The sequence below is a fragment of the Salinicola endophyticus genome (genome assembly GCF_003206575.1).
Taxonomy (GTDB): Bacteria; Pseudomonadota; Gammaproteobacteria; order Pseudomonadales; family Halomonadaceae; genus Salinicola; species Salinicola endophyticus.
Map to the genome: position 1 here is coordinate 161,868 of NZ_PZJO01000003.1, position 12,664 is coordinate 174,531.

Below are 12,664 nucleotides of genomic sequence, written 5' to 3' on the forward strand. Positions count from 1 at the left end.
GGCGCCGCCGACAGCAGCGAATGTGCGCAGGGAGGTCGGCATGGCCGGTCACTACGAGATCCATCCACGCATCGGCGTGGCACGCCTGGGTAACAGCCCGGACGAATTCTATCTAGCACCGGAGCGTATCGGTGGACTGCCGATCCATTGCGACGCCTCGGGCAATACCATCGATAGCGATGGCAAGCCTTCACCGGTGCGGCAGTTCAAGGACAGCATCGGCAGAATCAAGCGCCAGGCGGCCAAGTTCCAGGTCTTCGCGCGCGACGCTGAGGGCTCACGCGCGGTCTCGCTCGATGATGACGACATCGAGAAGATCGTCTGGACGGTGCACATCGCCAACAAGAAGCCGGTCTGGTACACCTTCTCCGAGCTGCAGGGCAATCTCGAGTTCGGTGCCGCCAACAGCTATGCCAACCAGCACGTTCCGGTCAACAATCCCGATGTCATCGGCGACAAGGCACGCCAGCGGCTGATCATCGACCCCGGCCCGCGTCATATCGAGCACCCCGGCGACCGGGTCGCCTTCTCGCGCTACAACATTCCCGACGACTACCCCTGCGGCAGCTTTCCGCCACTCAATGCCGGCGGCGAGCAGATCGACTCGCTCGGCGAGCTCCGACTCGACGACGCCGGCAACCTGATCGCTCTCAGCGGATTCGGCCAGGTCACCGGCACCGGCGATATCACCTCTTTCCGCGGCGCCGCCGGTTACTGGGACGACATCGCCGACGGTTACGTGCTCGCCACCGTGCATCTGACCAGTGGTGAGACGGTCGAGGCCGAGGCCGGCTGGCTGTTGATCGGCAGTCCCAAGTACGCCCCCGAGCTGGTCAACATCACCACACTGCACGATACCGCCTACGACGTCGCGATCCGCCATATGAACGCCGACCCGGCGATCTACCGCGAGAACTGCGACTCCGCCGGCGCCTTTCCGAGCCACGCCGGTTACACCCCGTTGGCCGGCTACGACCCCGAGTACGAAGTCGACTACGAGACCCAGGTCAAGCCGATCATCGAACGAATGCAGGGCTATCGCTGGGTTGCCGACATCCCCTATCTCAACGACTTCGCCAACCCCGGCTTCGATCTGCGCGATGCCTCGTCAGGCAATGCCGAACATCGCTGGCGCTACTTCGGTTACTTCCGCGTGCCGGTTCTACCGCTCGATTACGCCGAGTGGATCGACAAGGTGCCCAACGGCCCCAACCAGCTGTTCTCGAACGACGGCATCCCGCTGATGCCGCTCAATTCCGGCGATAACTCGGTGACCAACCAGGGCCCCATCTACAAGTTCGAGACCCTCTCGCCGACTCAGTACTTCTTCCTGCACCAGTGGGCGGCCGGCAAGTTCCGCACTGGCGCCGCCAAACCACGCGACCTGGCCGAACGGCTCGACGAAGCCCACACCGGCAATTGCGTCGGCGCGCCCTTCTCACCCGGCATCGAAACCACCTGGATCGTGCGCAACGCCCCCATCTATCGGGCTCCGCTACAGCTCAAGCTGGCGCATCATCAGAATGGCGACGCGCACTTGCAGGCTTACTACCGGGAACACGGCCTGAGCCCCACCGCCGACGAAGCCGAGGGTCAAGGCTGTGAACCGGGCGATCTGACCAAGCGCATGGCGATCCCGTGGCAGGCCGACTTCCACGAATGCACGGTGCAGACGCCCAACATCACCAACCCGAGCATCAACCAGTTCGCCGACGGTACCGGCATCCAGGTGCCGCCGACGTTCTATGTTTACTGGTGGCCACCGCAGAGTCCCATGCACGTTGTCACCGGTGACATCGAGCCCGATGCTCAGGTGCTGGACGCGGTGGTCTCGCGCATCGACGACCAGACGGTGATCGCCGCCGGACAGCGGGTCCCCTATCAGCGCGGTATCGACTCGACCGCCGCGATCATCGCCAACTGGAGCCGGCTCGGTTTCATCGTCAATCAGGGCCCCGAGGGCTTCCCCTACTTCGTCGAGCGTGAACGTAACCATGCCGCCCTGGCGCAAGGCGTGATCCAACGCGCCTCTGCCACATGAGCCGGTCATCGGCGGCGCGGCTCTGGGATGTGGTGATCCTGGGTGGCGGGCCGGCGGGTAGTGCCGCCGGTCTCACGCTGCTGCAGCGCGACGATCTCGCCATCGCCATGGTCGAGGCCGACCACTACGACGGACCCCGTATCGGCGAGTCCCTTTCGCCAGGGGCCCGTCCCCTGCTCGACTACCTCGGTATCTGGGAGCGCTTTCGCGCCACCCAGCCGCTGGCATCGTTCGGTAGTCTCGCCGCCTGGGGCGGCGAGACACCCCAGGCGCTCGACTATCTGTTCACGCTACACGGCAACGGCTGGAGTCTCGATCGGACCGGTTTCGATCGCCTGCTGGCCGAGACGTTCCAAGAGCGTGGCGGCCGCCTGTGGCAACGGACCCGCTTACGGGCTGCGCAACGTCTACCGTCGGGGGAGTGGGAACTGCAGCTGCAGGGGGAAGAGACGAGTCCGCGTTCGCTGCGCACCCGATTCCTGATCGACGCCACCGGGCGCAGCGGACGCCTTGCACGCCACATCGGCACGGTCCGCTGCCACGAGGACCGGCTGGTCGGCGTCGCGCGTATCGCACAGTTGCCGGAGACAGCCGCGATCCCGTCGGCCATCCATGTCGAGGCATGCGATGACGGCTGGTGGTACGCGGCCCCCTTGCCGGAGCGCCGTCTGGTGGTGGTGGCGATGAGCGATGCCGATCTGATCGGTGAACGGCGGCTGACCGACGCTCAGTGCTGGCAGCAACGGCTGGCAGCGATGCCACTGATCGCGCCGCTGACCGAGGGGGTGCGTTTCACCACGCCCCCACGCGGTTTTCCCGCACACACCTCGCGTCTCGTCGCCCCCGGGGGCGACGGCTGGGTCGCCGTCGGCGATGCGGCCACGGCACGCGATCCCCTGTCCTCGACAGGCATTCCCTATGCACTGGGCAGCGGCATCCACGGCGCCCTGGTCGCGGTCAATGCGTTGACCCACAACGCCGACATGCTACCCAGTTACGCGCGGAGCCTGAACGATGACTACCAGCAATACCTGAACTCACGCTGGAACATCTACCGCCGCGAAACGCGCTGGCCGGACCAGCGGTTCTGGCAACGCCGGCGCACCCGGGTCGAGCTGGACCCCATGACGCCCCTGTCTGACGTGGCGCCGGCGACCCGGCTCGATGCAACCAACCCGGTGCATCTGACACCTGGCCAGGCGCGGGCCCTGCTCGCCCACTGTCGATCGGGCGCTTCCTCCCACCAGGTGGTCCGCGATTTTGCCGAGTGCCATCCGGAACTGCCCGATCAACGCATCATTCTCGGCCTGCAGGAGCTGGCCGAGGCGGGATTGGTCACGCTGGAGCGAGCCGTGGCGTCATGACGGGCGAGCGTTCTCGGCCGGGTTTTGGCCGCTGGGCAGGCGGCGGGCGTAGCGGCAGCGATACGGCGCGACGTCTCAGCCCAGCGGCAGCCGGTTGGTCGACTTGACCTCGCGCAGCGACAGGCTGGAGCGGATATTGGTCACCCCCGGCAGCCGCCGCAGCTCGCGCTCCACGAACCGGCTGTAGTCGTCCAGATCCTTGGCCACGATGATCAGCAGGAAGTCGTCATCGCCGGTGGTGTTGTGGCAGGCGAGAATATTGGGGCTGGCGTTGACGATGCGCTCGAACGTCGCCACCGAGCCGGCATGGTGCTCCGAGCAGTTGAGCTGGACGAAGGCCAGCACCCCCAGCCCCAACCGCTTGCGATCCAGGTTGGCCTGATAGCCGGTGATCAGCTTCTCCTCTTCCAGCCGCTTGAGCCGCCGCCAGCACGGCGTCTCGCTCAATGCCAGGCGCTCGGCCAGCTTGGCGTTGGTCATGCGGCCATCCTGCTGGAGCAGATCCAGCAGGCGCAGGTTGATGTCATCCAGCGGCTTCAAGGAAAGATCCTTCTCTATTTTGGCGATTCGATAGAACAAGCTTGCCACCTGGCCGCGATAGGGGGAAATAACGCAAAGCTATTTCGGCCATCCGCGGTAGCCTGTCTCACAGGGTCGGCCATTGTTCGCGCCGCGTCTCTCCCACTCTCCAGCGTACGAGTCATCGCCATGAAAGCCGTGGTCTTCGAAAGCTTCCAGACACCCCCCAGTATCCAGACCGTGCCCGATCCCTCACCCGAGCCCCACGGCGTGGTGGTGCGGGTGGAGGCGTCGGGGCTGTGCCGCAGCGACTGGCACGCCTGGATGGGGCACGACAGCGACATCGTGCTGCCCCACGTCCCCGGACACGAGCTGGCCGGCACCATCGTCGCGGTGGGCAAGGAGGTGACCCGCTGGCAGCCGGGGGCGCGGGTCACCGTGCCCTTCGTCAGCGGCTGCGGCGCCTGCCACGAGTGCCGCAGCGGCCACCAGCAGGTGTGCCACCATCAGGTGCAGCCCGGTTTCACCCAGTGGGGCTCCTACGCCGAGTACACCAGCCTGCAGCATGCCGATCTCAACCTGGTCGCGCTGCCCGAGAGCATGGACTTCGCCACCGCCGCAGGCCTCGGCTGTCGTTTCGCCACCGCTTTCCGCGCGGTGGTCGATCAGGGCCGGGTCAGCGGCGGGCAGTGGGTCAGCGTCTACGGCTGTGGTGGGGTCGGCCTCTCGGCGATCATGATCGCCAGCGCCCTGGGTGCCCAGGTGGTAGCTGTGGATATCGACGACGCCAAGCTGCGCCTGGCCCAGGCGCTCGGCGCCACGGTGACGCTGAATGCCAAGCAGTGTGCGGATGTCGTCGAGGCGGTCCGCGAACTGAGCCAGGGCGGTGCCCACGTCTCCCTGGATGCGCTGGGCAGCCAGCTCACCTGCCAGAACTCGATCCTGAGCCTGCGCACCCGGGGCAAGCATGTGCAGGTGGGGCTGATGGCGGGGGATCAGCAGTCGCCGCAGCTGCCCATGCACCGGGTCATCGCCGAGGAGCTGGAGATTCTGGGCAGCCACGGCATGCAGGCGCACCGCTACGGCGCCATGCTCGACATGGTCCGTCACGGCCGTCTCGACCCGGCGCGGCTGGTCGGCCAGCGTATTGGCCTGGCCGAGGCGCCGGCGGCGCTGATGGCGATGGATTCGTTCCAGGGTGTGGGGGCCACGGTGATCACCGACTTTTCATGTGCCCCCTAAACGCGTGACGCCAACTGCCTGCGCCCGTTGGGCGCAGGCATGTCCTTCCACTCTTCTCCTTCTAATTCTCCTGCTCAGCTCTCCCACTCGGCGCCGAACACCTCCTTGAGCTCCTCGATCTGCGACCGGGTGAGCTCGCGGTAGGGCTTGTCGCGCAGCAGCAGATAGAGCTTGGCGGTCTCCTCCAGCTCCTCGGCGGCGCTGACCGTGGCGTCGAGCGTCTTGCCGGTCACCACCGGGCCGTGATTGGCCAGCAGCACGGCGGCGTGCTTGGGCGCGTAGCGGGCGATGTCGTCACCCAGCCGCACATCGCCGGGGCGGCGGTACGGCAGCAGCGGCAGGTTGCCGATGCGCATCACGAAGTAAGGGGTGATCGGCGGCAGCGCGTTGTGTGGGTCGAGATCGTCGAGACAGGCCACCGCGCTGGAGTAGCTCGAGTGCAGGTGGACGATCGCCTGCGCCGCCGGCCGATGGCGGTAGTACGCCAGATGGAAGAAGTACTCCTTGCTCGGCGGCTCGCCGCCGAGATGGTTGCCTTCCCAATCGAGCAGGCTGATCTCTTCCGGCTCGAGTTCGCCCATGCAGGAGTTGGTCGGCGTGCACAACCAGCGCTGCTCGTCGAAGCGCACGCTGATGTTGCCGCTGGTCCCCGGACTCAGGCCGCGGGCGTAGAGTCGCTGGCCCAGGGTGGCGATGCGCTGGCGTAACTGATGTTCGGTGGTGGCGTTGCTCATCGAATGATCTCCCAGGCGCTGGTGAACATCTCGGGGGCACCGAAGTTGCCCGACTTCAGCGCCAGATGGATATCGCCCTCGGCGGTGGTGGCATGGGTCCAGGGAACCCCAGGGGCGATCTCGGGGCCGATACGCAGCGCCGCGATCCCCAGCGCCTGCACGATCGCCCCAGAGGTCTCGCCGCCAGCGACGATCCACTGGCGCACGCCCTGGGCGAGCAGACGCTCGGCCAGCGTCGCCAGGGCGCGCTCGATCAGCGCACCGGCGGCCTCGACCCCGAGCTGCGCCTGGGCCGCCTCGACCGCCTCGGGCCGGGTATCGCTGTGGATCAGCAGCGGGGTGTCGCCGAGCTGCGGCGCGGCCCAGGCCATGACCGCGTCGAGGGTGGCGTCGAAGGCGTCTGCCAGGCGCTGCGGATCGAGGGTGTAGGTGGGCAGGCGTGTAGTGGCGTGCTCGATCTGCTCGCGGGTACGCCGCGAGGCGCTGCCGGCCAGGATTACCGCACTGCCCTGAACCGGCGGTAGCTGGCCAGGGTCGGCGACTGCCGGCTGGTAGAGCGCGCCGAGGCCGAGCGCCAGCCCGGAGCCGCCGGTGACCAGCGGCAGATGGGCGCTGGCACGGGCCAGGGTGGTGAGCTGGGCATCGTCCAGGGTATCGGTGACGATCAGCGGCCGCCCCTCGGCGATCAGCTGGTCGATCCGCTCACGCGTGGCCGCCTCGCCGCGGCTCAGGCAGGCGTGGTCGACCAGGCCGGTGGCGGCCTGGGTCTGACGCCCCAGCCAGCGTACCAGGTCGGCGTCGCGCATCGGGTTGAGCGGATGCTGCTCCATGCCGCTGTCGTTGAGCAGGCGGTCGCCCACGAACAGATGCCCCTGATAGACCGTGCGCCCGGTGGCAGGAAACGCCGGGCAGAACAGCGTGCCATCGACACCCAGCGCATCCATCAGCGCCTCGGCCACCGGCCCGATGTTGCCTGCCGGGGTGGAGTCGAAGGTGGAGCAGTACTTGAAGTAGAACTTCTCGCAACCCTGGCGGCGCAGCCACTCCAGCGCCGCCAACGACTGGGAGACGGCGTCCGCGGCGGGGATGCTGCGCGACTTCAGCGCGACGACGACCGCATCGACCGCCTCGTTTGGGCTTTCGCTATCGGGCACGCCGATGACCTGGCGGGTACGAAACCCGCTCTTGACCAGATTGTTGGCGAGGTCGGTGCCGCCGGTGAAATCGTCGGCGATACAGCCAATCAGAGGCATCGTGGGGCTCCTGGGCTAGCGGTTGAGAAGCGGATCGGTATGGGGCGGCGCGGCGTGCTCGGCTGCGGACGGCTCGGTGACGGGCACGCAGCTCAGCGCGATGCCGCGCTCGGCCAGCGCCTGGCGCGCCGGTGACGGTAACGCCTCATCGCTGACGATGAGATCGAACGCCTCCAGCGAGCAGGCGCGGAAGCGCCCGAAGCGGCCGTACTTGGCGCTGTCGGCGAGCAGCACCCGCCGCGCGGCACTGCGTAACAGCTGCTGCTTGACCACCAGCTTGGCCTCGTCCGGCGTGGTCATGCCGCGTTCGAGATCCCATGACGAGGAGCTGAAGAAGGCCTGGTCCAGATTGACCCCGCTCAAATACGCCGCCACCGCCGGCCCCACAGTGGCGTGGTTGTCGGGGTCGACCCGGCCGCCGGCGTGGTGCAGCTCGATCTGCGGATAGCCGGCGAGCAGCGCGCTGATCTGGAAGTTGTTGGTGATCACGCACAGCTGGCGATGGCCGGTGAGCAGCGCCGCCATCTCGTAGAGGGTGGTCCCGGCATCCAGATAGATGGTCTGCCCCTCCTTGACCAGCGCGGCGGCGTGGCGGGCAATGGCGCGCTTGGCCGCGGTGTTGGTGGCGGCCTTGTGCGGCCAGGCGGGCTCGCGGTGGAGCGCCGCCACCCGGCGCACGCCGCCGCTGACCGCGAGCACCCGTCCCGCCTGTTCGAGACGCTGGATATCGCGGCGCACGGTCATGTGCGAGACCTCGAGATAGGTGGCGAGCTCCGCGATGGCGAGTTCGTTATGGGTGTCGAGCAGGTCGAGCAACTGCTGGCGGCGCTGGCTGGGAATCACGAGCGGCCCTCGAGAGCGGATGATGTATTTTGTGAAAAATTCACAAAAATGATCAAGAGCGCTCATGCTCGGGCCAGCAGGGGCGAATGTCAAATTGCCGGCGTGCGCGATGTCGGTACAGGCGAGCGCGCCGGCGAGAGAGATCGATGGGGACACCCCCGGGGCGCGCAGGGCGAGCGCGCGGCGGGGCTTGGCTTCAGTCTGGAGCGGAGGTAACCGGGGCAGGCTCGTCGGGCCGTGCTACCAGACGTTCGGCGGCGTCGTGCAGCGGCGTCAGTTGGCGCGCGATGTGCAGCAGCTGGCCCTGGATCAGGCGGCGCTCGTCGTCGGCGTCGTCCTGGGCGCTGGTCGGCTCGCGCTCGAACACCGCCATCAGTTCGGCCTGCACGGCCTTGGTGTCGGGGGGTGTCTCGCGTGCCGCCAGCCGCGCCGCCAGCGCATCGAAGCGATCCGCCAGAGTGCGCGCGGCGGTGTAGAGTTCGGCATCCTGCGCACTGGCGCTGACACTGCCGCGGTGGGCCCCCAGCGCCGAGAGATAACCGAGCAGGGTGTGCGAGGCGACCAGGAAGCGGAAGCCCTCGTCGGCATCCTTCTTCCGGTAGTGGCCCGGCTCCTGGAGCATGTTGGAGAGCACCGTGGAGAGCGCGGCGTCAGCGTTGTGGGCATTGCGCCGCGCCAGACGATAGGCGAGATCGTCCTGCTTGCCGCTCTCGTACTGGTGGATGATTTCGCGCAAATAGGCGGTGCTGTTGGCAAGCGCCGTCGAGGCCACCTTGTGCAGCCGCCGCCCCTGCCAGTCGGGCAGGATCAAGAATACCGCCAGGCCCGAGATCAGCGCGCCGATGAGCGTGTCGAACAGCCGCGGCATGATCAGGTCGAAGCCGTCGCCGACCTGATTGAAGCTCGCCAGCACCAGGGTGGTGATGGCGGCGGTGGCGACCACATAGTGCTTCTCGCGATTGGCGAAGAACACCACCCCGGCGGCGATCGCGATCAGTGACTGCATGAGCGGTTCGACGAACAGACTGATCAGCGCCCAGCCGGTCACCAGCCCGAGCACGGTCCCGACGATACGCTGATACAGAAAGCGCCGGGTGGCGCCGAAGTTGGGCCGGCACACGAACAGCGTGGTGAGCAGGATCCAGTAGCCCTGGGTGGGATGGATCAGGTGCAGCACGCCGTAGCCCAGCAGCAGCGCGGTGGAGAGCCGCAGCGCGTGACGGAACAGTGGCGAGCCCGGTGTCAGGTTGAGGCGCACCCGTTCCCAGGCGTCCTTGAGGCTGCGCGGCGAGCGGTTGAACAGGCTCGCATCCTGCTGGTCGGCCACCATGTCGGGGTTGTGGGCGCGGGAGAGCTGGTCCTCCAGCGTCGCCAGGTTACGCCCCAGCGCCTGCAGCGAGCGCAGCAGCGGGGTCCAGGCGGGGTTGCGCTGGGCGCGCAGATAGACGATCGAGGCGCGCAGATCCTCCAGTGCCTGCTCGCTCAGGCCGTGGTCGAACGGCTGGCGCAGCAGCAGCGCCTTGGCCAGCCGCTTGCACGCCCGCCCCTGCTGGTCGAGCAGACGTTGGCAGCGGAACAGCACGTCATGGTGAAAGAAGGTCTCGGCCAGCGCCGAATAGGGGTAGTGCGAGGCACTGACGCGCTCGTGGATGTCCTGGGCGATGAAGTAGAGACGCAGGTAGCGATTGAGCTTGCGGTTGGCGCGCTGGCCTTCGAGACGCCGGAAGATCATCTCCTTGGCCTGGTTGAGCGCCATCACCACGCGCCCGTTCTGGCGCGCCAGCTCGACCCGGCGAGCCTCGACGTCGAGCCCGCGCAGCGGTTCGAACAGCGTCGCCTTGATGATCAGGTAGGTACCCAGCTCACGGTAGAGCTGGGCCATGCTCTGCTTCACCGGCTGGCGCGAGAAGAGCAAACACCATATCACCGAGATGACACCATACCAGGCCGCCCCGGCCACCAGCAGCAGCGGCTGGAGCCAGATATCCTCGTTGGTGCCGCCGTGCTGTTCGATGTTGATCATCGAATAGACCGAGAGGATCAGGGTCGCCGAGCCAATGGTGGCGTAGCGCTGCTCGACCGCGCCGAGCATGACGAGGACGAACGCCGAGAGCGCCAGCCCCGGCGCGAACAGCCATGGCCACGGGAACAGCACCTCGACGCTGAGCGAGGCGACGAAGAAGCAGACCAGGATCACCAGCAGCGCCCGTACTCGCCCCTCCCAGCTGTCGTCGGTCTCGGCCAGGGCGCTGGCGATGATGCCCAGGAACAGCGGAATGGCGAGCCCGATCTGGTCCTGCTGCCAGCTCAGCGCCATGGCGCCACTGAAGGCCATGAACACGCGCAGGCTGTAGGCGAACTTGTCGAGGGTCCACAGGCGGCGCAGGGAGTGGGAAAGCGAGTCAGAGATTGCGGCGGCTCCAGCAGGATAGTGATGTTCACACGATAGCCTGTCGGGGCATCGGACAGGCCGAGATTAGACTTTAGTATAACGCCTCTTGGCCTGTGAACGGCAACGCCCTGCGCTTCCCTCCGCGCCGGGAGTCCGGCACCATCGTGGTGCGCCCGCCACGCCGGGCGGCCCTAGAACAGGAACCCCTGCCCCACATGCCAAGACAGACCTCTCGGAACCTGAGCGCCCCCGCCTCCCGAGCGCGCCGACTGCTGCGCGGCGCCGGCCACCTCCTGCGCGCGCTGGCGCTGCTGCTGGTCATCGCCTGGGGCGCCCTGGCGCTGCACTTCTCACTGCCGGGGCCGCGCCCGCTGGTGCTGGGTATCATCGCCCTGTGGCTGGCGCTCGGCCTCGCCGCCCTGCTCGCCCCAGCCTGGCGCCGCTATCGGCCGCGGGGCACCTCGACCCCGCAGCCACCCGCGCAGCGCCACCTCGGGCTGGAGCGCGCGAGTGTCGCCACGCGCCTCGCCTTTGCCCTGGCGCTGCTGGTCGTGGTCGTCTGGTGGCAGCAACTGACGCCCCGCAACGACCGCGACTGGGCACCGGACGTGGCGCACCAGCTGGTGGTCGAGCGCCACGGCGACCGGGTGCACCTCGACAACGTGCGCGACTTCGAGTGGCTCACCCCTGATCTCGCCCGAGTGCGCTGGGAGAGCCGCGATTACGATCTCGCGCAACTGTCGAGCGTCGACATGATCGTCTCCTACTGGATGGGCCCGGCGATCGCCCACACCCTGGTCAGCTTCGGCTTCGACGATGGCCGTCACCTCACCTTCTCGGTGGAGATCCGCCGCGAACGCCACGAAGCGTTCTCGATCGCCGGCGGCTTCTTCAAGCAGTTCGAGCTCAATCTGATCGCCGCCGACGAGAACGATATCCTGCGCCTGCGCAGCAATGTCAGAGGCGAAGACGTCTATCTCTACAGCGTGGCGCTCACCCCGGCCGCGCGGCGCGAGCTGTTCCTGGCCTATCTCGACGAGGCCGAGCGGCTGCACGCAGAGCCCGCGTTCTACAACACCCTGACCAGCAACTGCACCACCATCGTCTTCGACATGGTCTCCCGGATCGTCGACGGCCTGCCACGCGACCCGCGGCTGATCCTCTCCGGCTATCTGCCAGGCTATGTCCATGATGTCGGCGGCCTGGCCCAGGGCGTACCGCTGGAAACGCTGCGCCAGCGCGGCTATATCAATCCGCGCGCCCAGGCGGTGCCCTACACTGAGGGCAGCCTGGCCTTCTCGAAGGCCATCCGCGCCGGCGTGCCGAGCGCCACGCCACCCACCGACGACGACATCGAGCAAGCCCCATGAGCGCGCCGTTCACGCCCCTTCGCGACGCCATCGAAAAGCGCATCAGCCATCTGACCGGGCGCACCCTCGGCGGGGTCGACTATACCCAGCCCAAGGGCGACCCGGGGCTGTTCGGCCCCGATACCGTGGCCTGGCGGGTGCACGGAGACTTCACCTCGATGATGTGCGGCGGCATCAGCGCCCTGCTGCTGCAGATGCTGCACCCGCTGGCGCTGGCCGGGGTGTGGGATCACTCCAACTTCCGCCACGACATGATCGGCCGCCTGCGCCGCACCAGCCAGTTCATCGCCGTGACCACCTTCGGCTCCCACGACGACGCCGAGCGCGTGCTCGAGCGGGTGCGCCGGGTGCATGCCGGGGTGCAGGGGACGAGCGCCGATGGCCGCGCCTATGCCGCCAGCGATCCGGCACTGCTCACCTGGGTCCATGTGGCCGAGATGAGCCGCTTTCTCGCCGCCCACCTGCGCTATCGCAATCCGCGCCTGGCGCTGGCCGAGCAGGATCGCTACTTCGCCGAGACCGCCCGCGTGGCCGAGGCGCTGGGCGCGACCCAGGTGCCCACCAGCCGCGCGGCCATCGACGCCTACCTGCAGCATCAGCGCCGCTATCTGGTGTGCGATGCACGTACCCGCGAGGTGATCGAGATCCTGCTTCACGCGCTGCCGCCGAGCCCACTGGTCAAATCGGTGGGAGCGCTGTTCATGCGCGCCGGCATCGACCTGCTGCCGCCCTGGGCCGCCACTCTGCTGAGTCTCGAGCTCGCCACGGCGGAGCGCCGCGCGGTGCGTGGCGGCATCCGCACCATCGCCCCGGTGATGCGCTGGGCGGTGCGCAATGGCTCCTACCGCCGCGCCATGGAGCGCATGCAGGCCCGCGAGCAGGCGCGTCAGCCGCGCTGAGCGCCGT

Annotated in this window: 10 protein-coding genes; 5 read left to right on the forward strand and 5 right to left on the reverse strand. The window is 67.7% G+C overall.

Translation table 11 applies throughout. The annotated features are described in order from the left end of the window. The first annotated feature begins 40 nt into the window (after positions 1-40). Positions 41-2,041 (forward strand): CTQ-dependent lysine 6-oxidase LodA, encoded by a 2,001-nt coding sequence (gene lodA, locus DOM66_RS07375; protein WP_110689721.1) that lies wholly within the window; start codon positions 41-43, stop codon positions 2,039-2,041. Continuing rightward, positions 2,038-3,405 carry a tryptophan 7-halogenase gene (locus DOM66_RS07380; RefSeq protein ID WP_110689722.1) on the forward strand — a complete coding sequence of 456 codons (1,368 nt, stop codon included), beginning with the start codon at positions 2,038-2,040 and terminating at the stop codon, positions 3,403-3,405. Before lodA ends, DOM66_RS07380 begins: the two co-directional genes overlap by 4 nt. A gap of 75 nt (positions 3,406-3,480) precedes the next feature. Here the strand turns inward: DOM66_RS07380 and DOM66_RS07385 are convergent, their stop codons facing one another. Next, complete coding sequence (locus tag DOM66_RS07385; protein ID WP_110673842.1) at positions 3,481-3,945, reverse strand: Lrp/AsnC family transcriptional regulator; 465 nt, start codon at positions 3,943-3,945, stop codon at positions 3,481-3,483. 168 nt (positions 3,946-4,113) lie between these two features. On the opposite strand from DOM66_RS07385, the gene DOM66_RS07390 reads away from it, so the two are divergent. Continuing rightward, complete coding sequence (locus DOM66_RS07390) at positions 4,114-5,166, forward strand: zinc-dependent alcohol dehydrogenase family protein (RefSeq protein ID WP_110689723.1); 1,053 nt, start codon at positions 4,114-4,116, stop codon at positions 5,164-5,166. Between the two features lie 74 nt (positions 5,167-5,240). On the opposite strand, the gene otnC is transcribed toward DOM66_RS07390, so the two are convergent. The 4 genes from otnC to yccS form a co-directional block, all read right to left on the reverse strand. After that, positions 5,241-5,900: a 3-oxo-tetronate 4-phosphate decarboxylase gene (gene otnC / locus DOM66_RS07395; RefSeq protein WP_110689724.1), complete on the reverse strand. Its 660-nt coding sequence runs from the start codon at positions 5,898-5,900 to the stop codon at positions 5,241-5,243. Next, a complete protein-coding gene (gene otnK, locus DOM66_RS07400; RefSeq protein WP_110689725.1) occupies positions 5,897-7,153 on the reverse strand; it encodes a 3-oxo-tetronate kinase in 1,257 nt (418 codons plus the stop codon). The genes otnC and otnK overlap by 4 nt, the downstream gene beginning before the upstream one ends. A gap of 15 nt (positions 7,154-7,168) precedes the next feature. Beyond that, the gene (locus DOM66_RS07405; RefSeq protein WP_110673838.1) at positions 7,169-7,996 is read right to left on the reverse strand and encodes a DeoR/GlpR family DNA-binding transcription regulator; all 828 of its coding nucleotides are present in this window, start codon (positions 7,994-7,996) and stop codon (positions 7,169-7,171) included. Between the two features lie 196 nt (positions 7,997-8,192). Further along, positions 8,193-10,331: a YccS family putative transporter gene (yccS, locus tag DOM66_RS07410; RefSeq protein ID WP_245392388.1), complete on the reverse strand. Its 2,139-nt coding sequence runs from the start codon at positions 10,329-10,331 to the stop codon at positions 8,193-8,195. Between the two features lie 272 nt (positions 10,332-10,603). Here yccS and DOM66_RS07415 point away from each other — a divergent pair, with 272 nt between their 5' ends. Beyond that, positions 10,604-11,758 (forward strand): Lnb N-terminal periplasmic domain-containing protein, encoded by a 1,155-nt coding sequence (locus tag DOM66_RS07415; protein WP_110689727.1) that lies wholly within the window; start codon positions 10,604-10,606, stop codon positions 11,756-11,758. Then, positions 11,755-12,657 (forward strand): oxygenase MpaB family protein, encoded by a 903-nt coding sequence (locus tag DOM66_RS07420; RefSeq protein ID WP_110689728.1) that lies wholly within the window; start codon positions 11,755-11,757, stop codon positions 12,655-12,657. Before DOM66_RS07415 ends, DOM66_RS07420 begins: the two co-directional genes overlap by 4 nt. Positions 12,658-12,664 lie beyond the last annotated feature (7 nt).

Bases quoted from the DNA above. Each gene is read 5' to 3' on its own strand.
- lodA (WP_110689721.1), top strand. From the start codon at position 41: ATGGCCGGTCACTACGAGATCCATCCACGCATCGGCGTGGCACGCCTG.
- DOM66_RS07380 (WP_110689722.1), top strand. From the start codon at position 2,038: ATGAGCCGGTCATCGGCGGCGCGGCTCTGGGATGTGGTGATCCTGGGT.
- DOM66_RS07390 (WP_110689723.1), top strand. From the start codon at position 4,114: ATGAAAGCCGTGGTCTTCGAAAGCTTCCAGACACCCCCCAGTATCCAG.
- otnC (WP_110689724.1), bottom strand. From the start codon at position 5,900: ATGAGCAACGCCACCACCGAACATCAGTTACGCCAGCGCATCGCCACC.
- otnK (WP_110689725.1), bottom strand. From the start codon at position 7,153: ATGCCTCTGATTGGCTGTATCGCCGACGATTTCACCGGCGGCACCGAC.
- yccS (WP_245392388.1), bottom strand. From the start codon at position 10,331: ATGGCCTTCAGTGGCGCCATGGCGCTGAGCTGGCAGCAGGACCAGATC.
- DOM66_RS07415 (WP_110689727.1), top strand. From the start codon at position 10,604: ATGCCAAGACAGACCTCTCGGAACCTGAGCGCCCCCGCCTCCCGAGCG.
- DOM66_RS07420 (WP_110689728.1), top strand. From the start codon at position 11,755: ATGAGCGCGCCGTTCACGCCCCTTCGCGACGCCATCGAAAAGCGCATC.